The organism is uncultured Martelella sp. (assembly GCF_963677965.2).
In the GTDB taxonomy this organism is placed as follows: Bacteria; Pseudomonadota; Alphaproteobacteria; order Rhizobiales; family Rhizobiaceae; genus Martelella; species Martelella mangrovi.
Window position 1 is genome coordinate 47,029 of record NZ_CAXXFM010000003.1, and the last position, 21,111, is coordinate 68,139.

The following is a 21,111-nucleotide window of genomic DNA, read 5'->3' on the forward strand; positions in this document are numbered from 1 at the left end:
TCCTTATGGAGTTTTAGTGTCGGTCAGACCGGCCAGTCGGTTTCAATGTCGACCGCTTCGAGCGCGGCCGCGTCGTCTGCGGCCAACACCGTGTCTTTCAGGTCGCGCGCATGCTGGCGCAGTGCTGCATAGTGATCGCCAACGGCAGCTGCCAGCGCCAGCCCATCGGCCGCCGTTTCAAGCGGAATGCGGCTGTTTTCAATGGTGATCCAGCCGGTTCTGTAGCTTTCTGGCCAATTGGCCGAGCCCGATATGACTGCAAGCGCGGTCGCGGCCATGGCAGACATGTCCGCACGACTGGACTGATCAAGCGCCACATGAAGGCCGGATGCATGAGGATATCCGGCAGCAAGTCGATCTGTGAGAAGCAGTTCAATGAACTCGATCTTGCGCGCCTGCAAAATATGCAACACCGGAGATATTGCGACCCATGCACCATCGATCAGTTCGAAGTCTTCTCCCGGTTTGACCGGCACCTCGATTGTGTCATCGGGATAGGCAGCCCTGATATGGTCGGAAGGCTCATTTGTTGTCTGCCAGTAGCCGCGTGTTGGGTGATAAAATCCTTTTTCCATCAACGCAGCTCCAGCCATGAATTTACAGCGCCTGCGCGATAGTAGTGACCGACCGGAACGATGAAATAAGCGCGCTTACCGTTTTCAGAAGAAAGTCCTCCGCCAATTGCCTCATAGGTAACACCGTCCGATGATACAGATGCATATGCATATCCGGTACTACTCCCAAAGATGTAGACCATGATCGGCTTGTCGCCCGTATTCTGATATACTGTCCCAGGCGTGCGTTCATCTTTCATCTCCTGCCATGTCTGGCCCACGCCAAGACCTGTTTCAACCGCCGCCGCTTCAGCATCATCTACATATTTCTTGGTCGCAGCATGCAAGTCTGCTGTCGGGGCAGCCGGAAGTACCAATGGACCAGGAGTTTCGAGACGGCCGGACTGGTCAAAAAGGAATTCCTTCCGGCCGTCATCGCCAATCAGAACAATCTTCATGCGCGCACCGACGCCAACCTCTTCCTCAACCTCCAGCCAACCACGATAATTGTCGCCGTCGACATCGCCGCGTCCTTCCAGAACAACGCGATTGCCGATTGACCGGACGCCGGTTTCCGGATCGCCTAGCGCCATGCGGCTTTCAATCGTGCCGGTTGCCGTATCGCCGGCCTTGTCGACCGGCTCGTAACCAATCTTTTTCTGTGCCCCGAGCTTGTCACGCGCCGCGGCGGAATCGGCCGCCGTCATCAGGTCATTGGTGAAGTCCGTTCCGCCGGCCGATACGAACGCATGTCCTGCCGGATCGATCTCGCCCAGCGGGGCATCATTCACGCCGTCGAAGACATAGAGCTTCCACGGTGTCGACGCCGTGCTGATCCACATCGTGCCTGCTGTGGCATAGGCCGGGCGCGCGACGCCGCTGTGCAGGGAGAGCGTTGCCTCCCGCCAGCTGTTGATATTGGACGCCAGCTGCGAACCGTTGGTGACGGTCGGGTCGATCGTCACGTTTTGATATTGCGTCATGCATGAACCTTTCCGTAGCCAACCGCCACATAGTCGAACGAGCGCTCGACCGGTGTGCCGGACTGATCCTTGAAGATGATGTCGAAACCGGCCTCGCCCTTGCCGGTGAGCTCGTAATAGTCACCGAAGCGAAGCCCCTGTGCGGAGACAGAAAGCCCCGTCAGCCCGTGATAGGGCGGGTTGAAGCCGATATGCCGGCCTTCCGCCGTGACCGGGATATTGTTGCCGCTCAGGATCCTGTCCGGCATATCGACCGTCAGTTCGGCCCGTGCGACCACTGGCGTGATGTTGCTGTCGAGGCTGCTGAGCAACAGCCGCATCTGATAGGCCCTGGCCGAGACATCGCCGGTCGCCGCTTCCCGCCAGTCGGACCATGTCGCATCGGTCGCCTCCGGATCGTCATCCGTGGTCCGCATTTCCATGACGGCATTCCACTTCGACGCATCGGCCCCCACCATGGCATCGAGCCGGCTCAGCACCGGCCATTTGACCAGCGTATTGTCGATGTCCTGACCATAGACCGACAGGATCGACGTCACGCGTGATGTGTAGACCGCCCCAAGATCGATCGTGCGGGCAGAGACATAGGTGCCGGAGGGATAAAGATCGCCCTCTTGCCTCTCCGCAAGCCGCAGGCCCGGTTCACCGGCCCTGCAGCGTTCAAACGTCCCGGTCCAGTCCGGTTGCTCGACAAACCGCTCGACCGCATTCATTGGCGTTGCCCCGACCGTGGTCGTGATCACCGTTGCAGACGGACTTTCGATCCCCTGCCGGGTGACCGCCTTGATCAGGTAGGTTCCCGGCCGCGTCGGGATCTGCACGCTTGTTGCATCGACATGGCCGAGCTGGGCCCCGGACGAGCGCCACGAAACGCCGCTTTGTTCCGGCGAATAGCGGATCACGTAATGCGACAGGTTCAGCGCCTCAACCGGTGCCCATGTCAGGGTTGCGATGTCGCCGAGGACGGCAATGGCAAAGCGTTCGACATTGCCCGGCGGCGACAGCACGCTGGACAGATAAACGGCTTCCAGCGTTGTCCATTTCGACCGCTGGTTCAGCGCGGTGAACACCGAGCGAACCCGGAAGTCGTAGTTGCCGGGGTCGAGGTCCTGCAGGTCGATCGAGACACTGGTCGTTGAACCGACCGGCAGCCAGATCCCGCCCTGCTCGCGGTATTCGACCTCATAGAGCGTGGCCCGTGTATCATCCGGCGCGGACCAGCCGATGGTGACGGCCCCGCGCACGGAAACGCCACCGGCCAGATAGAGATATTCCGCAACATTGATATGTGACGGCGCCAGAAGCGGCCCGGTCGGATAGGTCGAGAAGGATGGCGGTTCGAGCTGCAGTCCTTTCTCGACGCGATCCCATTTGGTTTCGTCATAGATCAGCGCCGAGACATCGAACTGGTGCTTGTCGTTTTCCGTGATCGACAGAACCCGGAATGGACGTGGTGCCGCTTCCGAGCCGGTCAGGATCCACATCGCACCGGCGACGGGCTTATCCGGCAGGGCTTCCGCCAGTGCCAGAACATCATGTTCCCCTGCCCCGGTCGTAACCGCCCTGTCAGCCAGCGAACCATCCGGCATGACGGCCGTCAGCGTGTAGGTTTCGCCATCATTCAGCGTCACCGGCGCATCGACCGTGACCGTCATCAGATCATCGGAGACCGATTTGATCCGCCCGCCATAGCGCACGCCGGCATAGGACGGATCGGCCACCAGCACGATGTCACCGGGCGCAACGTCGGCATGATCCAGCCCGGCCCGGTAGGTCACCACTTCGGTCGAATTCTGTTCCGTATCCAGCAGCCATGCGCCATAGCGATGCGCCTGCCCGCGCGAGCAACAGCCGATGGCCTGGATCTCTGTCTGCCGCGATCCATAGCGCGCGACCGCATCCGGATCCTCGACCACTTCGATCGCCGGCTTGTAGTTGTTCTCCGGATCGAACCAGCGGACCAGCACCTGTGTGTGCCGTGCCGAAAGTGCCGATCCCTGATAACTGAATGTGCCGTCAACCACATTGGCCTGCGATACCAGCTTGACCGGATCGGCCGGCTTGTCGCAGACGGCTGTCACCGCACCGGTGCCCCAATAGACCATGCCCCGGAACACACCGGCAAAGGCTGTCAGGACATTGATCGCCTCATCGCGCGATGTGATTGCCCCATTGAAGGTGTAGCGCGGTTCCTGCCCGCCAAAGCCATTATCGACCGGCTGGTCGCAATATTGCGCAATCTCGTAAAGCGCCCATTTCGACACCTGACCGACATCGACATATTGCCCGAGGCCATAGCGGTCATTGACCACGAGGTCATAGAAGATCCATGCCGGATTATCAGAAACAGCGCGTTTGAAGGTGCCATCCCAGACACCGGCATAGGACCGCGTTTCCGGGTCGTAGTTCGATGGCACGGCGATTTCGATACCGGACCAATCCACCGAGACGGTCGGGATCGCGCTGCCGCCGAATTCGGCCGCATCCAGCGTAACGCCGAGAATGGCGCTGTCGGGATAGGTCAGCCGGTAGTCTTCGATAACCGTATAGGATGACCAGTAGGTCTGGTTGTTCGACGTGGTGCCGTTGGCATCCTCGGAAAGCCGGCGCACGCGGATATACCACGGCCCTGCCCCGTCCAGTGGGATCCGGTAGGCCCGCACATACGGCGAGGTGCATTTGCCCGAGATCGTATCGGTGCGCGCCTCTTGCCATGTGCCATTCTCAGTGCGCCGATCGATAGCAATATCGACCGAATTCTCTTTGACATTGCCGTTGTCGGGATCGGTATAGATCAGCTGCGGCACCTGAATGGAGACACGCACGGCCGTCGCCGACAGATTGGTGATCGCCCGCGTTGCCGACAGATCCTGTTTGATCTCGACGCCGACGCCCTGCTCGTTCTCGACAGCCGGAAACCCGGACAGGGCTGCCTGATCGGGAAAGCCGTTACGGGTCTCGAACGAACCGCCTTCGAAGTTGAAGGTGTCGTCGCTGTTTTGCACCGGCACGTCATCGAAATAGATCGACTTTGCGCCATCCTTCAGCCCGCCGGTCACGCCCTCGCTGACCAGGAACAAAAGCCGCATGGTCTGTTTCGAGCGCAGTGTGTTCGGGGCCTCGTTATAACCGCCCGAGCCACCGCCTTTGCCGCCCTTCCCGCCGCCCTGGCCGGAAATTCGCATATGTTGCATGATGTATTTCCGATAGATCAGAGTGCCACGTCCTCGGTCGAAAGCCCGGCGGCAATCAGCACCGGCGAGACCCGGAATTTTTGGCCATAGACAAGCGGTACGGGACCGCCTTCCGTGGTCACATTGGCACCGCCGTTAATCAGGTAAGACGATTGGTCTTCCGCATTCCCGGCCATCTTCGGAGCCGGCGACAGCATCTGTCCGAGGCCGCCCATTGCCATGGCAATGCCCAGCCCCTTCATCGCGCCGCCGACCGTTGTGCCGAGAACGCCCACCCCTGTCAGCGAGGCAGGCATGAAGAACGCCGCCCCGATCAGGAACACACCGGCAATGACCTTGCCGAGCCCGCGATTGCCGGCGCCAGCCACCACCGGCACGATATGCAGATCCGCATTGCCCAGCTGAAAGCCGAGCTCATCCGGTCCAAGCGCCATGCCGCTATCCGGATCGCCACGCAGGACACGAAAGTTCCGGTCGGTGACATAGTCCCGAAACCCCGGCGCGACAGCGGCCAGTGCCTCACCCGCCTCGCCCGCGCTGGAAACGTCGAGGCGATAGACCGGGGCAAATTTCCGCGCGAGATCGCCGTGAAGGTGGATGGTTCGAAGCATGAAGTAACCTCGGTTCGATGAAGTTCAACCATTGAATAATGCACACCATGCACTATATTGACGGTGCAAGCATGGACAGGAAGAGCCTGAGAGCTGTCTCGAATGGGCTGAGAAAAACAGGGAGCAACTCATCAATGAGTGGAACCGCCTCAATCCGTGAAGACGATATCGTCTCGGTCGGCCGCAGACTTCCCCGTCTCACAACCGTCGAGCCGCGCGAAGGACGCAAACTGTTTGTCCGCTTTGACAATGGCGTGGAAAAAACGGTTGATCTTGCTCCGGCCCTGGAAAGCCGACGTTTCTACAAGCCATTACGCAAGGACGATGCGCTGTTCCGATCTTTCCGGATCAATGAATACCGCAATGCCATCGAGTGGAATGACGAGCTCGACTTTTCCGCCATGTGGCTGGAAGCCCTGCCGCCGGCAGAGTTCAGCAATGACGATTTCCGCAACGCCATGGAGCAGTTGGACCAGACGCTGGACGGCATGGCGCGCGCGCTGGAGCTATCCCGGCGGCAGGTCGCCTATTACGCCAAAGACAGACCCATTCCCCGCCATGTCGGACTGGCCGTGCGATATCTGCTCGAACACCGACCTTCTGCATAGTAGAAATCAGCTGATAGGGCGGCTCGAGCTCACGCCCAAGCGTCTACGAGATGGATTGAACGAAGCATCATCTTACACCCTTCTCGTTTAGGTTGATTGACTCCGTCGGGTTTCATTTTACCTTCGAGGTATTACGAAACGACTGACGAACTTAACTCTCTGATCGATTTCCGCAATGGTTGAGGGAGGAAGACTATGGACAGCACGTTGCCTGCGGTTCATCCGGGGGAAATCCTTCGCGAAGAATATCTTGTCCCGCTTGACATCTATCCGGGACAGCTCGCCAGCACCCTAAAAGTTCCTTTTGAAGTTATTGATCGGCTTGTAAACGAGAACGGCCCGGTTACAGCGGAACTTGCGCTCAAGCTGGCAAAATACTTTCGCACGAGCGCTGAATTCTGGATGCATGCGCAAACCAGTTACGATCTTCATATGGCCTTCGGTGAGCTTAGAGATCAACTTGAGACGATATCTGAACTCGAGAACCTATCCGAGGTGGCGAACGCAATGGGGAATTCTTCTCAACCACGGCCCGATCGGCTCACGCCGTGACAGCCGGCCGTCGAGGTGATGCAAACAAAGACCATTTTCCAGCAGAATACCGGAATGACATGGCAATGATCTTGTCCAGCCCGCGATAGGTCGTTGCGAACGGCGGCGCGAGATCGCCGTGAAGGTGGATGGTTCTTTTCATAGCTCACACAATGCGTATTTTTATACGCACAAAACCTTGCATGTCATCCTATTTAGGCGTATATATATACGCATAAAAGGGATTGAATTGATGGACACCAACAGCCGCAAGATCATTAAGCACTTGGAAAACGATGGCTTCGAACTGGTGAAAGTCACAGGTTCCCACCACAAGTTCAAAAAGGGTGACAAGACCGTTACGGTGCCTCACCCCAAGAAGGACTTGCCAATCGGCACTGTGCGGAACATCTATAAACAGGCCGGTTGGCTGTAAGGAAAGGAAAGCGCCATGCGTTACTACATTGCAGTTGTTCATCAGGAAGGTGACAGCGCTTTTGGCGTACACTTCCCCGATGTTCCCGGTTGCTTTTCAGCCGCCGACGATATGGACGATCTTCTGGCCAATGCCAGTGAGGCACTGGCGCTCCATCTGGAAGGGGAAGAACTTCCGGAAACACGTTCGCTCGATGCTGTTCGCGCCGATGATGAAGTCGCCCATGACCTTGCCGAGGGCGGGTTTCTTCTGGCCGTTCCTTTGGTTCAGTTGAGCGGCCGGACCACGAAAGCCAACATCACCATGGATGCCGGCCTTCTGGCTGCCGTGGATCAGTATGCCAAGTCTCATGGCCTGACCCGCTCGGCATTTCTGGCCGATCTGGCGCGTCGTGAAATCGCTGGTTGACTGAACTTCCATACCGTAGCCAATGCGTAACCCGCTTCAGCCACGGCCCGATCGGCTCGCGCCGTGACAGCCGGCCGTCGAGGTGATGCAGGCAAAGACCGTTTTCCAGCAGGATGCCGGAATGACACGGCACCTTTGAAACAAGCTGCATGAAGAACACATCACCGGGGCGGGCTTCACCGGCATCGATCTGCCAAAAGCCCGCCTCTTCAAAATGACCGGCCAGAAGGTTTTCACCCTCTTCCCACCAGATTTTCGAGCGCGCAAAGTCCGGCAGACGGATATCGCGTTCCTGCCAATACCAGCTGCGCACAAGCCCGTAGCAGTCAAAGACACCCGGCACGAATGACCGCCCCAGAAGCGGCGCGTCAAGGCAATGATCGCCCCACCAAAGGACCGGTGTCGTCACCTCACCGTCACAGCTGACAATCCCGAACGGAATGCCGGCAACAATCTGGGTTTCCATATCGGCCCTTGAAGGGCAATGCGGGTGAAGCTTTGCATTGTGGCTGTGGATGACCGCCTCCGGTTGATAGTTCAGCCAGGTCTCGGCGGGCATTTCAAAGCTGTTTTCCGGATCCCCGGCAATGTTGGGCACCCGGATGTAACGTCCGCCGGACACCACGCCGCAGGCTTCTTGCGGCCAGACCTCGAGCGCATGCGCACGGGCATCCCGCGCAACATCATCGTCAAACATGATTGCTGCCTTCTCAGGTATTGGCCCGCCCGACACCGGGAAACGCCCGCGTCGGCAGATCGCCATGGCCGAAACGCTTCACACAGCCGGATTGCAAAAGCTTGCTGCAACGGTCCTCCGACCGCGCCACACTATTGCCCTTCGCATCGAAACAGGCTGACCCCGCATAAGGGCATGTTGCTTTCGAATAATCGAACGTGCCGGTCTCAGGATTAAAACGCCGGTAGGTATGGGTGCACGCACTCTGGATGACCTGCCGGCCAGGCAGCTTGCGCCCCTGTTGATCCATCGCCGCTGCCAGCGTCCATTCGATATAGACGCGGTTCTGGTTGGTCTTCTGCTCGATCCGATAGACATCGATGGGGAAATGCGCATCGGGATCCGCATCTTCCATGCCATCCAGAAACCGCCGAAAGGTGCGGATACGCCGAAACGTCGCCCCGACCAGATCGCCGAATTCGTTGACGACGGCAGACAATACACCCGAGACATTGGCCACCTTCAGCGTCGGGCGTGGCATGGTGCCCTGCGAGGACATCTCCCAGCCGTCTGTTTCAATCGGGGTCGGTTCATAGACATGACCGCCGCAGGACACCGGTGCCTCTTCAAACGCCGATGACGTGAAGCGATAGATCCCGCCGCCGATCACCGAGGCATCCAGTTCATAAAGATGGATGATGTCACCAACGGCAAGCGACTGCGCGTTTTCGGAAATCAGGGTCATAGGTCGTAAACCCTCTCAATCGTCGCGTTGATCGTGTCATGAGCGCCGCCAGCCCCGGTTCGGGTCCAGGACTTGCAGCGATAGAGTTTAGCCTCCCTGTCGCGTGGAAGTTTCCATTCAAACGCATGGAAACCGCGCAGTGACAGGAAGAACGCTTCGATCCGGTCGGCTTCCTCCAGCGTGAGGCCTGGCCACATGGCGTTGAATGTCACACCCGTTGTGTTGAGCCCGTCACCGCCGCGCTGGCTGTATCCGTCACCGAAACGGGTCTCGAGCGTACGCAGCTCCACCGATTTCGTACTCGTGATTGCCGGGCATGCCGACGGTTCGAACTTGTCGGCCATCAGAACGGCCCTCCTGCAAGCATGCCCCGTGCCCGGGCGTTTTCCTGAAGGCGCTTGTCGACAGCAGCATCGATCTGTTTGCGGAATTCCCTGCCCATCGCTGCCGCGTCCCTGGGGTCAGTGCCATCCGGTACCGATACGTTGATATCGCCGATGTTGACCGAGCTGATCACTGAACCTGCAGACGACGATGACTTCACCGAGCCAAGCCTGTGGTTGGGAATGATCTCGCCGCCGCGCGGCAAGTTCAGGATCTCCGGGCCACGTTCGCCAACCAGCGCCACGCCTCCCTGGGTGAAGTTCGTGCCCGTGGCATGCGCCGGCAGAAAGCCACTGAGCAGGCCGCCACCGAACAGACCGCCAAGCGGCCCGTCGCCGAACAGCGCGGCCTGCGCTGCCGCCTCGATCAGTTTGTTGATCAGTGTATCGAGGGCGGCATTGCCCGTCTCAATCGCCGGTACCAACGCCATAAAGCTGTCGCGCGCTGTGTCGCGGAAGAAATCGGCAGTGTCGGCCGCAGCCTCCTGCTTGTCCTTCTGTTCCTCGATTGCGAGCGTCAGCTCCCGGATCGAGGCCTTTTCCGCATCGGTCGCTGCGGTTCCCGCGCGCCGCAGGTTCTCGAACACCTTTTTCTGGTCTGCAGTCATTTCAGACATCTGCAATTCGTCCTGCAGCGCCTGAATGAGTTTTTCGACAGCCTCGCGCTCCCGATCAATCGCGGTAGAAGCAGAAGAACCACCGCCGGCTTTACCGCCGGTCCGGCGCGATGTTTTACGCGCCGCCTTGGCATCAATAGTCTCCTGCGCCTTCTGCTTCAGCAGATCTTCAGTGTAATAGGCACCGGCCGTCTCGTATTGCCCGCGCAGTGAATTAATTTCGCGTTCAAGGGCAAGCTGTTCCGTGGTCAGACTATTCTGACGATCGATCTCCTGCGTGATGGCAGATGAAGCATCGAGCTGCTTGCGCAGTTCTTCATTATTTGCGTCGATTTCTTCCTGTGTCGCTCCCGGATTGACACGCCCGCCTTTCACCACGCCAAGATCACTGTCACCAGGCCTCATACTCGCCAGCGATCCCATCATCTCGCCGGCATCGCGGATATTCTCCATCTCGCGCGGGATTTTCATCAAGATGGCGGTAAATTCATCGATGCTCACCCAAAGGTCGCCCATAAGACTGGCAATATCGACGAGCGCACCTTTCACATTGGTGCCGATCACCAGCGCCATCGTTTCCCATGCCGCATTAATGTCATTGGCCTTACTCAGCAGTTCGTCGTCCATGACGGCGCCCATATCACGGGCTTCCTGGCGGGCGTCGGCGATGCTCTGGACGGATTCATCCATTAACGACGAAAACTGTTCGGCAGCAGTTCCACCAAAGATTTCATCCAGAACCCGGATCTGTGCCGCCCGATCCAAGAGCCTGATCTTCCCGATCAAGGTGTCGAACATTGCGGCAGGATCGCGCAGCATTCGTGTCAGATCGCGCGCATTCACGCCAAGCCGCTGAAAGGACTCAGCGGCACTGCCACCGCCAGTCTTGACGAATTCATCGGCCCGAAGCTGCATTTCCTTCAGGCCATCAGTCAGGGCGTTAAGCTCGATCCGGCTCTTGACGGCCGCATAACGCAGCTCCTGGAATACTTCAAAATCAACGCCGGCCGTTTTGGCGGCCTTGCCTAGATCGGCCACGGCGTTGACAGCCTTCTGGGTTTCGCTGACCATCACCCCGAGCCCGAGGGAGGCGGCAAGCCCCGCCGGACCGCCCCGCAATACCCCGAATATACCGTCCAGCCCGCCGACCTTCTTCTTGATCGACATGAACGAACTGGCCGTATCATTGGCCGCGGTGCGCGCCTGCATCCGGATCCGGGTCATCGCCGTCTTGAACTCACGATCATCCGCACCGATACGGACAGGAATATCCGGTCTGCTCATCTGCTGTCAGCCTTCTGACGAATGGATTTTTGCGGGCCATGGCTGGAAACGATCTCGCGGATCCGCGTGCGGCTGACAGGGGAAGCCTGCGACGACTTGCCCGTTACGCCGGCAATGGCCATGGAGAGTTCTAAGGGTGTTGCAGCCCAGAACGTGGCTGGCGACCAACTGAGACGCTCGGAAGCCACCGCCAGTTCGAACAGCGTCCTGACGTGATCGGTAATCAGGACGCTGTCTGAGGCTTTTTTCCGGTGACGGCCGCCTCCACGTCTTCCAGAGGCGACGATGTTTCGCGCAGCGCATTGCCCGCCTCGATATGGGCGGTCAGCGCCTGTTCGATGCCGGTGCGCCAGTTAGCCTGGTCGGCGGCCGAGATATTCTTGCCCGACAGAACCCGGGCGGCGATGGCGGCCATGTCCTCATCGCTATCGGCGACGGCAAGGCAGCGGATCGCGCAGGAAACCGCAAAGGGCTCGAAGCCGAGCAGGCGCTGATAGATCTCGTCCATGGTACGCGCGCCGATTGCCTGCGACAGGCGCATCAGGCCGGCAAAGGTGACGGCGACGACAAAGCTTTCACTGCCGATCGTGATCGCCGCCTCGCCGCGCAGTTCATTGGCGAATGCGTTCATCAGGCAGCCGCCGCAAAGGCGACGTCCCCATCAAAGACGCCGGAAAGATCACAGGTCAGCTCACCTGTTTTATCCCCCTGGAAGTTCGCCGACAGCATAGTCATCAGCCCCTCGAACGTTCCGACAGAGGGTACCGTGACCTGATACTCTGCCCGGGCCTGCGCAAGAATATCGCTCAGCACCAGAGCCTGTGTCGCCGAGCTGACATAGGCTCCGGAACCCGACCAGCGAACCGACTGGACGCCGCCGATGGACGAATATTTCAGAACACCGCCCGGATTGTTGCAATTCGGTTTGGTGGTGTCGACTTCCTCATTGTTGATGTTGAGCGATCGCTGCTCGACAACGCAGACGATATCAAACTCCTCTGTCGCGTCATTCTTGCGCTTGATGATCAGTTCGCGGCCAAGTGCCATGATCATGTTTCCTTGTTCGTTTCGGGATGTCATCTGTGAGTCAGTGCGCCGCCGTTTCGGGATCGGCGGCGAGGGTCTTGTATTCCGCCACAAAGGTCAGCGTCCCAGCACCAAGCGCGATGCCGGTGGCGCGATCAACAAAGGCCCGGCTTTCCGAAAGCGTCATCTCAATCACCAGGCCATCGAGTTTGATCGCTGCTCCGAGCGTGGTCTCGATCAGCACGGCAATCCGGTCGAACTCGATATCCGGTTCCTCGGCCTTGAAGTGAACAATAACGTCGATCGGCAAACGCCGGTCATAGCCATCCTCACCATTCAGCCCCGCGCAGGGCCGAAGTTCGGCCGTTTCCTGATGTTCTGCCCAGGTGACGGTCAGCGCCGGAAGCAGGCTTTCGCGGATGGCGCTGGTGCGCGCCCGCTTGACCTTGCCGTCACCGGCAAACTCCGGAATTGCGGATAGCCGGGCGAGGATCGCATCGAAGATTTGGGTGCGGAGATGCGCCATCAGATATCGCCTCGCAGCCAGATTTTCAGCATGGCGCGGCCGTCATCGGTGACATTGCGGATACCGTAGGCCTTGCCGCCAATGGTGACCGTATCCCGCTCGCTTTCGAGGTCTTCAAGCCCGGTCGCAGGAACCGAAAGCACATGGGTGACGGCCTCGACATCCTGCCGGCCGAACGCATCGGCAAGCTCCAGCTCGCGTTTCTGCCGGAGGATCCCGCGCACCGGATCCGGGAGAGCGATTCCGTCCACGGTGAACAGGCAATCGACATTGCCGAACGTGCCGGCGAAGGCCTCGCCCATGCCGTCAAAGATCGCCGGCCGTTCGATCCTCATGTCTTGTCCTTTGCCTTGTCGTCATCCTCGTCGGCCTGCAGTTTCTTCAACTCACCGGCCAACGTGGCATTGTCCTCGGAAAGCTGATCGCGTTCTTCGGTGACGGCCTTCAGCTTTTCGGTCAGTTCGGCGACGTCCTCGCTGCCATCGGTCTTGTCCGCCAGCGCATCGCGTTCTTTGGTCAGCGCCTCGACGCGATCGGCGAGTGTGTCCCGCTCTTCCGTCAGTGCGGCAATCCGCTTGTCGATCGTCGTGTCGGACGCCTTGCGCCATTTGCCGAACACCTGATCGAGGTTCTCAGCATCGGCTTCACTCAGACCGTTCTTCGAGACCGGCACATCCTCGCCTGGCGCATAGGTCTTGCCGCCTATCTTCACTGTCGTATTGAACTTGCGTGTATTTGCCATTGTTTTTGCTCCATTATTGTCTGGTTTGGGTGGGCGACTTTCGCCGCCCGACCGTGATCAGCGAACGAGCGCAAACAGGCTGGCGTTCGGTTCCGGCGCGATCGGCAGCGGGGCTGCCTGCGTCTGCAGGATGGTGCGCGAGGGGTTCTTCTCCCGCCACATATCGGGGAAACGTTCCATCGGCACGAGCGCCTGGTCATCGAGAATGGCGCCATAGCCAAAGTGGCCCATGAACCCCTGCGGATCGAGAATGCCGACGCCATAGCTGGGCCAGAAATTGCTTTTAACACCGCCTGCCGTGTAGCCCTGCGAATACTGCAGGAAGGTGGTCTCGCCGACCTGGCCGAGCACGGCGGAATACTTGCCCTCGGCGCCAGTCGACACCGGACCGAACTCCATGGAGCCGCTCGCCTGCCGGCGAATGTCGAGAAGCTTCTGGAAGCGTTCGGAGCGCTTCAACAGCGTTGCCGCCCCCGGACCGAGCGTTACCTCACGGGCGGTAAAGCCATCGGTGATCGCCAGAAGATCGATCCAGTTTTCGATATCGTCATAAGGATCAACGCCGCTCTCGCCCCAGCGGGCAGCCCCCGAAAGCGCAATGGTGAGCTCGGGCGCGCGCTGGTAGTTGACCGTCTGGGTCGGATAGTTCTCGCCCTCGACAATCACCCGACCGGTGCGCAGGACTTCCGAACACATCAGTTCCTCGCGCCGGGTGATACGCATGTCCTGGTCATCGAGGATCTGGGCGATGTTTTGGGCGTAGCGCTGTTCGGGCGAGACCGCGCCGCCGGCCTGTTCGCCGGGCATGCGGATCAGATTGCCGGAGGGCCGCAGCGTGTTCTGCGGCTTCACATAGGCCGGCTTCAGGCTGGTCGCGGTAAACCCGCGATTGGCCGCATCCTTGCCCGGCACATCCGGATGGACGAACGGCGCGAGCTCGCGATCGGGCAGGATCCGGTCAAAGACGATTTCCTCCTGTTCGGAGAGAACCGTGGTTGGGAAATAGCGATTGCGCAGAAAGGCTTCCGGCCGGTCGCGCGGCGGCAGAACCGTTACCAGTTCCGCCGTATTCAGAAGAAGTTCACTCATGGCATTGATTTCCTGTATTTTTCAGGTTTGGCGGATTGGCTTAGTCGAGCCTGCGCACAAAGAGTGCGGCCCCCTTGCGGCGGAAAGCCTGCTCGACGCTTGCAGCATCATGACCGGCGCCGAAGGTGAGCTTTGCGGCGTCAACTGCCGCGCCAAAATAGGCCTGCGCTTCCACGTCGCCGCCCGAGGCATCGACATCAAAGGCGAGAACGCAGTCGGGATCTTGCGAGCCGTTATCCGAAGCGGCCAGCGACAGCGTGTACTTGCTGTCCGCCGTGATCTCGCCAAGCACCGCGCCGCGCTTCAGGGCCTGTCCGCTGGCGATAGTGACTGTGCGGGTGACAACCTGAACGTCGCCGACGATCAGGTCATTGGGGGCAAAGCTTGCCGTTTCCATGGGTCTCACTCTCCGGTGTTGCGGCGGCCATGCCGCGCGTTGATGGCGCCGCCGACAGCTGCCAGCAGCGATTGACGTTCGGAAGCGGCAGAAGGTGCACCGCCGGCGCCGAGCTTCGGGGTTTTGCCCGCCATGCGATCGGCAAGGCGATTGCCGCCCGTTGAAGCCGAAGGGCTCGAGGCATTCAGGATCGCGCTCGCCTCTTTTGCCGAATAGGCGGTCGAGAACGCCAGATGCCCGGCAAGCTCGGCATTGGCCGAGGCCTTCGGATGCGTCAGGATCGCCTGGATCCGGGAGCGTTCATCGGCGCGAGCCGAAGCGGTCGCCGAGACAGGTTTTTCGTCTTCTCCCTCGGGATCATCACCGGGGGCGCCCTCGTCTTCGGCGTCCGGATCGGGATCATCCGCCTCGGCCTCGGGGTCCTTCTTCCCGTTTTCGAGCTCTTCTTCCGGGTTTTCCTTTTCCGGATCGTCTTCCATCCGGTTTCCGGCCCTGCCGCCGCGCGTGGCGGCGAGCACGCTTGCGGACAGGCCGCGCGTGACATTCGACATATCGATTTCCTTTTGGTTGGTCGTTTCAGGCCGCACGGCCCAGTTCAGCCCCGAAGGCAGCAAGCACCTGCGAGGGGCGCGCAACGGCATCGGCAAGCCCGATCGAGACCGCCTTTGCGCCGCGATAGACGCCCGCTTCCGTGGCAAGCGCCTGCTCTTTCGAAAGCCGCCCGGCACGGAACCGGGCAACCGTCTCTGCAAATTCGACACGCAGCTCTTCCAGCTCGGAAAGCTCACGCGCCAGCACATCCTCGGGGATGGCCTCATAAGGATTGAGATCGGCCTTGTGCGCGCCGGCCTTCAGGATAGTGACGTTCAGCCCCTCCTTCTTCAGCCAGCCGCTGACATCGACATGAACCGAGACAACACCGATCGAGCCGCAAAGACCGGTCGAGGGCAGAACGATCTGACGGGCCGCCGAGGCCAGAAGGTAACCGGCCGAACAGGCGTGATCCGTCAAAACCGCAATCGTCGGTTTGACCTGCGACAGTTCGAAGATTTTCTCCGCACAATCGAAGGCGCCGGTGACCTCGCCGCCAAAACTGTCAACCTCGATCGCAACAGCCTTGATGCTGTCATCCGCGCGGCAGTCATCGGCCAGAATGCCGATCCCCTCATAAGAGGTCATGCCGCAGGACTTGCCGATCCAGCGCCCCTTGTTGACCAGCGAGCCCTCGATCTCGATCAGACCGATGCCATCCATCGGGCGTTCAACACCGCGATAGGTCCTCTCGCCCCAGTCATCGACATCGGTTCTGATCTTCTCGCCGATCAGTCCCATCTGGCCCGCATCCCCGTCCGGCAGGCCGAGAACACGCGGAGCAAAAGCCCGGGCGATGGTGTCTGCCTTGGCAGGCTGCAGCATCAGCGGCGTGTTGAACATGCGGCTGGCGATTTCGGGATAGTTCATGGCTTCAGCCCTTCCTGCCGATTGCGGGGATACCGAGTGGATGGCGCCGGGCGGAACGCCCCGCCCCGCGTCCGGTGTTGCTCCGTCCGTTGACGCCCTCCTCGATCTCCGTGTCCTGATCGGTTTCATCCAATGGCGGCCCGCCATCATGGCCGGCCGTGCCGGTTTCCATTTCCGCCGGATGTTTCAGGCCGAGGTTTCGATAATAGCGGGCCTCGCGGGCAAGCTGGTCGGCATCCATCTTCCAGTCCCGGCCCTGTTCGGCCGATTCTTGCTGCAGCGTCGTCAGCTTGCGATCAAGCCGTTCACCGGCAGCCTGCGCTTCTCTCAGCGGATCGATCCAGCCGCGGCCCGGACCTATCCAGTCGGCGTGACACCATGCGGCAGGGTTTTCCTCAAACGAAACAGCGCCTTCCGGCAATTCAATAAGACCCTTGTCAAAGACTTCCTCCAGCCAGGCCCGATAGATCGGTGCCATGAACTGAGCGGCAAAACTGCTTTTCTTGGCGGTGAACCCGCGCCAGATTTCCAGAAGCGCTGCACGCGCCGAGGAATAGTTCACCTGGCTCCAGTCCATGGTCAGTTGCTCATAGGTCAGCCCCACGGCAGAGGCGACCTTGCGAAGTGCTGCATTGACGAACACCTCGAAGTTCGCATTCGGGTGTTCCGGTTTCGTCAGATTGGCCTTCTCGCCGGGCAGCAACGTGTTGACACGAACACCCGGCAAGCTGATCGGTGCGGCGCCATAATAAGCCTTCTGGGCTTCCGACATCTCGCCATAGATCCTGCCCAGCGCACCCTCGCCGCCATCGGCATCGAGCGCTGCCATCATCTCTTCGGGATCGAACGGGGTTTCGATGAAGGCGGCCATGATCGCATTCAGCATCGCCGCCTGACTTTCAAAATCCTCGTAATCCGTCGATTGCTTGATGGAACGCATGATCGGCGCCCAGTCGGAAGCCCCCCGCGTCATGCCCGGCCGTTTCGGATCGAAGGCATGAACCACAACCGGACGGCCCCATTCGGTCGACCGGCTGACATATTCCCAGGACCAGAGTTTGGTATTGCCGGCATAGACATCGCCGGGATGGCTCTTGCGGAAGTGATAGCCGACCGGTGCGCCGTAACCATCGATGGCCACGCCGTCGCGCAGATATTCGCTGTCGAGCGTGCCCTTCGGATTCGAACACCGGGCCGGATCGATCATATGCACCGCCGTGGAAAACAGCGGTGCACCCTCCTGCCAGACGATGACGGCAAAGCTCTCGCCCTCCGGGCCGAAGCGATTGCGCGCGGCAAGGCCGAGAATGCCGGCCATGTTCTTCGTCCGCTCGGCGTCGCACCACATGTCGACGTCCTGCGTATAGTCCCGCCATAGTCCCTCGATCTGCGTGGCGATTGCCTCGGCCTGGTCAAAGGTGAGGTTCAGCGTCGTGTGGTTCGGCCGGGCCGCAAGCTTCCAGCCCGCACCGATGATGTTGTCGACCAGCCGCGACGTGCCGGCGGCACCCCAGCCGTCATTGCGCGCCACATCGTTCAACCGATCGACCAGTGTCGACCGCGAGAAGGTGAGCGCCGACTGGCCGGAATAGTTGCCGGCCTTCCAGCCGGCAAAGCTTGGATGATCGTAGGATGCACCCTGATAGGCTGCCCGTGTCACGGCCTCGCCCGACACGGACGCTGCCATTTGCCGGTTACGGGCAGCCTGCAGGCGGGCGGCATTGCGCACATCGGCGGCAAGCGGCCGGCTGTCCGGTCCGAGAATTTCCACTGTCATCCGAAGATCACTCCCCGCCCGCGCGGCCGCGATGACCGGCGAAGCCCGAGCTTTGTTTCGAGGTCGCGGATATAGGCGCGAAGCGATGACCGATCGGCGCCGGAATAGGTGACGCTCTCGCCATCATAGGAAAGCGTCACCGCGCTCTGCCCGATCTCCAGCCGGTGAAGCGCAAGCTTCGCCTCGCCGAGCCGGGTTTCCAGCGTCAGCCGTTCGTCTGTCGAAGGCATGATATCTGTCCTCTTGTTATCCCGGTCGGGTGCGCTGCGCGGCCCGCTCGGCCCGGCGCATCGCCGCCGCAACGCGGTCGGAAACGGGCGCGTCCGGTGAAGCAGTCGGCTTTTGTTCCGGCGTCTTGCCCGCATCGCTGACAGCCTTCACCGCAACAGCAAGGCTGCCGATCAGGTCCTCAAGATCGCCCTGTTCTTCCGGTTCCTGCCGGGCAAGCTCTTCTGCCCGCGCATCCCATTCCTCATCCGTCCAGTAAGGCACGTTGAGCCGGATGGCCGCAGCGCGTGACTGATTGAGCATGTCGAGCACTTCGTTGCGCTGCCCATCGGGCAGTTTCCAAACCCAGCGCGGATAACCGTTGCGGTCCTTTTCCTTGATCCGGACCTCGGATGTGGCCTGCTGATAGAAATTGTCCCCGAGACCGATGGCAAAGCTGATGAAGCCCGGCTGTTCGGGATCGTCTTTCCGGAAATCCCGATAAAGCCCCATCTTCATCACCGAAGCATTGAAGTTGAAGAACCGCGTCGACCATTTCTGTTTCTTCGGCCGGCCGCGCTTGTCGTATTCGCGCACCTGACTGAGGAGCGGCGCGGCATCGCGATTATCACCGCGCACCATGATCACCTTCGAACGCGGATGGCGCCGGGCCCAGAACCAGACATCTTCGGTATAGGCATTGCCGTCGATCGCGACCCGATCGACCTCACGCAAGCGCCCGTTCTCATCCGGCCAGCGTTTGGCAATCAGCCGGTCAAGCGCCTCCATGACCAGATGTTCCGAGATATGGCCCGAATGCTCGCGATAGCCCGGCAGGTGGCTGCCCGCCCGGCTATCGATCACGCCGTAATCGATGACCGCACTCGTCTTGTTGCGGCCCCAGCCGCGAAGCAACCATTCGACGCGATCGCCCTGGACATCGATGCCGATCGTCAGCGCCAGCATATCGCCCGGAACAACACCGCGTCGGAAGCCGGTTTCCTCGGCCCGGTCGCGCAAATCCTCCCAGGCAATCGCCTTGTTGTCGGCCTCATAGGCAAGCCCGAGCGTATCGTTGAAAAACACCTGCTCGGCGCCAGCGCCCTTTTCCTTGTCATCCTCGCCGCCCGACTGGACCTTCAGCCATGCCCGGGCAATCGCCTCCCAGCTTTCCAGCGGCGAATACGGCACCCAGACATGGAACGAGCGGTGATACCGCGCCCGCTCCGGATATTTGGCCACCCATTCTGCACCGTTTTCCGGATCGACCATCCACTGGCGATGATGCTCGTGGATCTCGCAACCGCAATGGACACAGACGAAGTGCGCCAGCTCGGGATGCTGCGGATCGATGTGATCGCGCATGTTCTCCCATTCGAGCGGCTGCAGCTCATGGCAATGTGGGCACGGCACATGATAGCGTTCCTGCGTGCCGGCGAGATAATTGGCGGTAATCCGACATCCCGGCGCAATCAGCGGCGTCGAGATCTTGAAGACCTTGCGATTGAAGAAGGCCTTCGAGCGGCTGTCGGCCTGGCTTTCCGGATCGCCCGCCTCGTTATAGACCCATTTGGCTAAGTCATCCTGCACCTGGGCGCGCGGCGAGATCATCGAAAGACCGGCTGCCGAATTGGCGCCGGCGGCCTGCACCGCGCCGCGCCCGTCGACCCGTTCCTTGTACAGGATCGAATTGCCGCCATCACGACCGGCTTCGGGAAACAGCGCCCGCACGGAAACCGTTTCGCGCAGCAGCGGCATCAGCTTTGTCTTCGACCAGCGCGAGGCGTTTTCCTCGGTCGGATGGACATAGAGGAAATCGCAGGGGTCGAGATCGAGCGTGCCAAGCAGGAAGATGTTCGCCAGCACCGTCCCACCAACCTGCGCCGACTTCGAAAGAGTGACGATAGAACAGGGATCGTCCGGCGACAGCGCCCGCAGGATCTCGGAGAAGAACGGGAACATGTCTTCCCGGTACGGTCCCGGAAACGCCGAGATGCGCTCGGAAAACACGATATTGCTCTTGGCCCAGCCAAGATAATCGACCGGTGGCGGCGGCTCGCAGGCGCTTGCCAGAGCCTCGAACATCAGCCGCTCCGGATTGAACACCATGGTCATTCGGCGCCCGCCTCTTCCTCGATCATCTCCGGTGTCTGGTCGCGATCCTCGCGAAACGCTTCCGCCGCCTTCACCCGGACATCCCGCCACTTGCGCGCCAGTACCTTCTGGATATCGCGCTGCGGCAGGGTGAAGGCTTCCGCCACGGCCGTTGCCAGATCCGGCAATCCCTGCTCCATCACCTTGAAGGCTTCCGACGAGGCCCGGCCGATCTCGCGGCGGACATCTTCCGTGCGGGTATAGATCCCGGCTTCCGCCTTTTCCTGCCGCTCCATCTGGGCGGTCTTGTATCGCTGTTGCTGCAGCCGCTCGCGGGCAAGCTGCTCGGCAAGGTCTTCCTCTTCCTCCTCGTTAGCAGGCGAGCGCAGCGGCAATTCCGCCGCCGCGCTCGCCCGGCGCTCGGCACGCGGGAAATCAGCCTGTTTCTTGCTTGTCGCTGTAGGGGCTTTTCCGTTGGCGCCGTACCCTTGGGAGGGATCAATGGTGAGACCGAGCTGGCCGATGGCGACATCAGGGCGGATGCGGGCAAAACGCCCCTCGCCCTCGATCGCCCTGCCATGGATCTGGCCGGCGCTCAGATATTGCGAGACCCGGCCCGCAGATACCGAGATCAGGGCCGCAAACTCGGCCTTGCTCATGCTGTCCGGCATGGTTTCCATGGTGGCTAAACACGTCCCTGACTTTAATTTAGGCTTGGACTTTAGGCTTGAGTTTCGGGATCAGACTGACGAACCCGCGCGG

At 60.4% G+C, this 21,111-nt stretch carries 26 protein-coding genes; 4 read left to right on the plus strand and 22 right to left on the minus strand.

What is annotated here, in order from left to right; all coding sequences use genetic code 11:
- Positions 1-23: 23 nt before the first annotated feature.
- Genes ACHZCU_RS19490 through ACHZCU_RS19505 form a run of 4 tightly spaced genes read right to left on the minus strand, consistent with a single transcriptional unit; the run spans position 24 to position 5,342 of the window.
- Positions 24-575, minus strand: coding sequence for a hypothetical protein (locus ACHZCU_RS19490; RefSeq protein ID WP_319520185.1), 552 nt, complete (start codon positions 573-575; stop codon positions 24-26).
- Positions 575-1,537 (minus strand): hypothetical protein, encoded by a 963-nt coding sequence (locus ACHZCU_RS19495; RefSeq protein ID WP_319520186.1) that lies wholly within the window; start codon positions 1,535-1,537, stop codon positions 575-577. Before ACHZCU_RS19495 ends, ACHZCU_RS19490 begins: the two co-directional genes overlap by 1 nt.
- Positions 1,534-4,731, minus strand: a complete 3,198-nt coding sequence (locus ACHZCU_RS19500) for a phage tail protein (RefSeq protein ID WP_319520187.1) — start codon at positions 4,729-4,731, stop codon at positions 1,534-1,536. The genes ACHZCU_RS19495 and ACHZCU_RS19500 overlap by 4 nt, the downstream gene beginning before the upstream one ends.
- Positions 4,732-4,748: 17 nt before the next feature.
- Positions 4,749-5,342 carry a hypothetical protein gene (locus ACHZCU_RS19505; protein ID WP_319520188.1) on the minus strand — a complete coding sequence of 198 codons (594 nt, stop codon included), beginning with the start codon at positions 5,340-5,342 and terminating at the stop codon, positions 4,749-4,751.
- A 134-nt stretch (positions 5,343-5,476) separates the two neighbouring features.
- Here ACHZCU_RS19505 and ACHZCU_RS19510 point away from each other — a divergent pair, with 134 nt between their 5' ends.
- The 4 genes from ACHZCU_RS19510 to ACHZCU_RS19525 all read left to right on the plus strand — a co-directional run bounded on the left by ACHZCU_RS19510 (position 5,477) and on the right by ACHZCU_RS19525 (position 7,325).
- Positions 5,477-5,950, plus strand: a complete 474-nt coding sequence (locus ACHZCU_RS19510; RefSeq protein WP_319520189.1) for a DUF2442 domain-containing protein — start codon at positions 5,477-5,479, stop codon at positions 5,948-5,950.
- Between the two features lie 195 nt (positions 5,951-6,145).
- Positions 6,146-6,502 carry a HigA family addiction module antitoxin gene (locus tag ACHZCU_RS19515; protein ID WP_319520190.1) on the plus strand — a complete coding sequence of 119 codons (357 nt, stop codon included), beginning with the start codon at positions 6,146-6,148 and terminating at the stop codon, positions 6,500-6,502.
- A gap of 232 nt (positions 6,503-6,734) precedes the next feature.
- Positions 6,735-6,917: a type II toxin-antitoxin system HicA family toxin gene (locus tag ACHZCU_RS19520; protein ID WP_106306088.1), complete on the plus strand. Its 183-nt coding sequence runs from the start codon at positions 6,735-6,737 to the stop codon at positions 6,915-6,917.
- A gap of 15 nt (positions 6,918-6,932) precedes the next feature.
- A complete protein-coding gene (locus ACHZCU_RS19525) occupies positions 6,933-7,325 on the plus strand; it encodes a type II toxin-antitoxin system HicB family antitoxin (protein WP_319520191.1) in 393 nt (130 codons plus the stop codon).
- On the opposite strand, the gene ACHZCU_RS19530 is transcribed toward ACHZCU_RS19525, so the two are convergent.
- Genes ACHZCU_RS19530 through ACHZCU_RS19615 form a run of 18 tightly spaced genes read right to left on the minus strand, consistent with a single transcriptional unit; the run spans position 7,216 to position 21,029 of the window.
- Complete coding sequence (locus tag ACHZCU_RS19530) at positions 7,216-8,022, minus strand: NlpC/P60 family protein (RefSeq protein WP_319520192.1); 807 nt, start codon at positions 8,020-8,022, stop codon at positions 7,216-7,218. The genes ACHZCU_RS19525 and ACHZCU_RS19530 overlap by 110 nt on opposite strands.
- A gap of 13 nt (positions 8,023-8,035) precedes the next feature.
- Positions 8,036-8,746 carry a phage minor tail protein L gene (locus ACHZCU_RS19535; protein ID WP_319520193.1) on the minus strand — a complete coding sequence of 237 codons (711 nt, stop codon included), beginning with the start codon at positions 8,744-8,746 and terminating at the stop codon, positions 8,036-8,038.
- Positions 8,743-9,090: a phage tail protein gene (locus ACHZCU_RS19540; RefSeq protein WP_319520194.1), complete on the minus strand. Its 348-nt coding sequence runs from the start codon at positions 9,088-9,090 to the stop codon at positions 8,743-8,745. Before ACHZCU_RS19540 ends, ACHZCU_RS19535 begins: the two co-directional genes overlap by 4 nt.
- Entirely contained in the window at positions 9,090-11,030 is a 1,941-nt protein-coding gene (locus ACHZCU_RS19545) for a hypothetical protein (RefSeq protein ID WP_319520195.1), read from the minus strand. The genes ACHZCU_RS19540 and ACHZCU_RS19545 overlap by 1 nt, the downstream gene beginning before the upstream one ends.
- Entirely contained in the window at positions 11,027-11,218 is a 192-nt protein-coding gene (locus ACHZCU_RS19550; protein ID WP_394706144.1) for a phage tail assembly chaperone, read from the minus strand. Before ACHZCU_RS19550 ends, ACHZCU_RS19545 begins: the two co-directional genes overlap by 4 nt.
- Positions 11,219-11,253: 35 nt before the next feature.
- Complete coding sequence (locus tag ACHZCU_RS19555; RefSeq protein ID WP_319520196.1) at positions 11,254-11,661, minus strand: hypothetical protein; 408 nt, start codon at positions 11,659-11,661, stop codon at positions 11,254-11,256.
- Positions 11,661-12,077, minus strand: coding sequence for a phage tail tube protein (locus ACHZCU_RS19560; protein WP_319520197.1), 417 nt, complete (start codon positions 12,075-12,077; stop codon positions 11,661-11,663). Before ACHZCU_RS19560 ends, ACHZCU_RS19555 begins: the two co-directional genes overlap by 1 nt.
- Before the next feature lie 40 nt (positions 12,078-12,117).
- Entirely contained in the window at positions 12,118-12,582 is a 465-nt protein-coding gene (locus tag ACHZCU_RS19565) for a hypothetical protein (protein ID WP_319520198.1), read from the minus strand.
- Positions 12,582-12,917, minus strand: a complete 336-nt coding sequence (locus ACHZCU_RS19570) for a hypothetical protein (RefSeq protein ID WP_319520199.1) — start codon at positions 12,915-12,917, stop codon at positions 12,582-12,584. Before ACHZCU_RS19570 ends, ACHZCU_RS19565 begins: the two co-directional genes overlap by 1 nt.
- Positions 12,914-13,324, minus strand: a complete 411-nt coding sequence (locus ACHZCU_RS19575) for a hypothetical protein (protein ID WP_319520200.1) — start codon at positions 13,322-13,324, stop codon at positions 12,914-12,916. The genes ACHZCU_RS19570 and ACHZCU_RS19575 overlap by 4 nt, the downstream gene beginning before the upstream one ends.
- A 57-nt stretch (positions 13,325-13,381) precedes the next feature.
- A complete protein-coding gene (locus ACHZCU_RS19580; protein WP_319520201.1) occupies positions 13,382-14,413 on the minus strand; it encodes a major capsid protein in 1,032 nt (343 codons plus the stop codon).
- Between the two features lie 40 nt (positions 14,414-14,453).
- Positions 14,454-14,810, minus strand: a complete 357-nt coding sequence (locus tag ACHZCU_RS19585; RefSeq protein WP_319520202.1) for a head decoration protein — start codon at positions 14,808-14,810, stop codon at positions 14,454-14,456.
- A 5-nt stretch (positions 14,811-14,815) separates the two neighbouring features.
- On the minus strand, positions 14,816-15,361 hold the full coding sequence (locus ACHZCU_RS19590; RefSeq protein WP_319520203.1) for a hypothetical protein: 546 nt from the start codon (positions 15,359-15,361) through the stop codon (positions 14,816-14,818).
- 25 nt (positions 15,362-15,386) lie between these two features.
- Positions 15,387-16,271, minus strand: a complete 885-nt coding sequence (locus ACHZCU_RS19595) for a S49 family peptidase (protein WP_227023631.1) — start codon at positions 16,269-16,271, stop codon at positions 15,387-15,389.
- Between the two features lie 4 nt (positions 16,272-16,275).
- Entirely contained in the window at positions 16,276-18,048 is a 1,773-nt protein-coding gene (locus tag ACHZCU_RS19600) for a phage portal protein (RefSeq protein WP_319520204.1), read from the minus strand.
- Positions 18,045-18,278: a gpW family head-tail joining protein gene (gpW, locus tag ACHZCU_RS19605; RefSeq protein WP_319520205.1), complete on the minus strand. Its 234-nt coding sequence runs from the start codon at positions 18,276-18,278 to the stop codon at positions 18,045-18,047. The genes ACHZCU_RS19600 and gpW overlap by 4 nt, the downstream gene beginning before the upstream one ends.
- A gap of 16 nt (positions 18,279-18,294) precedes the next feature.
- Complete coding sequence (locus ACHZCU_RS19610; RefSeq protein WP_319520206.1) at positions 18,295-20,370, minus strand: terminase gpA endonuclease subunit; 2,076 nt, start codon at positions 20,368-20,370, stop codon at positions 18,295-18,297.
- Positions 20,367-21,029 carry a hypothetical protein gene (locus ACHZCU_RS19615; RefSeq protein WP_319520207.1) on the minus strand — a complete coding sequence of 221 codons (663 nt, stop codon included), beginning with the start codon at positions 21,027-21,029 and terminating at the stop codon, positions 20,367-20,369. The genes ACHZCU_RS19610 and ACHZCU_RS19615 overlap by 4 nt, the downstream gene beginning before the upstream one ends.
- Between the last annotated feature and the right edge of the window lie 82 nt (positions 21,030-21,111).

Excerpts from the sequence above, each read along its gene's own strand:
- ACHZCU_RS19490 (WP_319520185.1), bottom strand. The coding sequence starts at position 575 with ATGGAAAAAGGATTTTATCACCCAACACGCGGCTACTGGCAGACAACA.
- ACHZCU_RS19495 (WP_319520186.1), bottom strand. The coding sequence starts at position 1,537 with ATGACGCAATATCAAAACGTGACGATCGACCCGACCGTCACCAACGGT.
- ACHZCU_RS19500 (WP_319520187.1), bottom strand. The coding sequence starts at position 4,731 with ATGCAACATATGCGAATTTCCGGCCAGGGCGGCGGGAAGGGCGGCAAA.
- ACHZCU_RS19505 (WP_319520188.1), bottom strand. The coding sequence starts at position 5,342 with ATGCTTCGAACCATCCACCTTCACGGCGATCTCGCGCGGAAATTTGCC.
- ACHZCU_RS19510 (WP_319520189.1), top strand. The coding sequence starts at position 5,477 with ATGAGTGGAACCGCCTCAATCCGTGAAGACGATATCGTCTCGGTCGGC.
- ACHZCU_RS19515 (WP_319520190.1), top strand. The coding sequence starts at position 6,146 with ATGGACAGCACGTTGCCTGCGGTTCATCCGGGGGAAATCCTTCGCGAA.
- ACHZCU_RS19520 (WP_106306088.1), top strand. The coding sequence starts at position 6,735 with ATGGACACCAACAGCCGCAAGATCATTAAGCACTTGGAAAACGATGGC.
- ACHZCU_RS19525 (WP_319520191.1), top strand. The coding sequence starts at position 6,933 with ATGCGTTACTACATTGCAGTTGTTCATCAGGAAGGTGACAGCGCTTTT.
- ACHZCU_RS19530 (WP_319520192.1), bottom strand. The coding sequence starts at position 8,022 with ATGTTTGACGATGATGTTGCGCGGGATGCCCGTGCGCATGCGCTCGAG.
- ACHZCU_RS19535 (WP_319520193.1), bottom strand. The coding sequence starts at position 8,746 with ATGACCCTGATTTCCGAAAACGCGCAGTCGCTTGCCGTTGGTGACATC.
- ACHZCU_RS19540 (WP_319520194.1), bottom strand. The coding sequence starts at position 9,090 with ATGGCCGACAAGTTCGAACCGTCGGCATGCCCGGCAATCACGAGTACG.
- ACHZCU_RS19545 (WP_319520195.1), bottom strand. The coding sequence starts at position 11,030 with ATGAGCAGACCGGATATTCCTGTCCGTATCGGTGCGGATGATCGTGAG.
- ACHZCU_RS19555 (WP_319520196.1), bottom strand. The coding sequence starts at position 11,661 with ATGAACGCATTCGCCAATGAACTGCGCGGCGAGGCGGCGATCACGATC.
- ACHZCU_RS19560 (WP_319520197.1), bottom strand. The coding sequence starts at position 12,077 with ATGGCACTTGGCCGCGAACTGATCATCAAGCGCAAGAATGACGCGACA.
- ACHZCU_RS19565 (WP_319520198.1), bottom strand. The coding sequence starts at position 12,582 with ATGGCGCATCTCCGCACCCAAATCTTCGATGCGATCCTCGCCCGGCTA.
- ACHZCU_RS19570 (WP_319520199.1), bottom strand. The coding sequence starts at position 12,917 with ATGAGGATCGAACGGCCGGCGATCTTTGACGGCATGGGCGAGGCCTTC.
- ACHZCU_RS19575 (WP_319520200.1), bottom strand. The coding sequence starts at position 13,324 with ATGGCAAATACACGCAAGTTCAATACGACAGTGAAGATAGGCGGCAAG.
- ACHZCU_RS19580 (WP_319520201.1), bottom strand. The coding sequence starts at position 14,413 with ATGAGTGAACTTCTTCTGAATACGGCGGAACTGGTAACGGTTCTGCCG.
- ACHZCU_RS19585 (WP_319520202.1), bottom strand. The coding sequence starts at position 14,810 with ATGGAAACGGCAAGCTTTGCCCCCAATGACCTGATCGTCGGCGACGTT.
- ACHZCU_RS19590 (WP_319520203.1), bottom strand. The coding sequence starts at position 15,361 with ATGTCGAATGTCACGCGCGGCCTGTCCGCAAGCGTGCTCGCCGCCACG.
- ACHZCU_RS19595 (WP_227023631.1), bottom strand. The coding sequence starts at position 16,271 with ATGAACTATCCCGAAATCGCCAGCCGCATGTTCAACACGCCGCTGATG.
- ACHZCU_RS19600 (WP_319520204.1), bottom strand. The coding sequence starts at position 18,048 with ATGACAGTGGAAATTCTCGGACCGGACAGCCGGCCGCTTGCCGCCGAT.
- gpW (WP_319520205.1), bottom strand. The coding sequence starts at position 18,278 with ATGCCTTCGACAGACGAACGGCTGACGCTGGAAACCCGGCTCGGCGAG.
- ACHZCU_RS19610 (WP_319520206.1), bottom strand. The coding sequence starts at position 20,370 with ATGACCATGGTGTTCAATCCGGAGCGGCTGATGTTCGAGGCTCTGGCA.
- ACHZCU_RS19615 (WP_319520207.1), bottom strand. The coding sequence starts at position 21,029 with ATGGAAACCATGCCGGACAGCATGAGCAAGGCCGAGTTTGCGGCCCTG.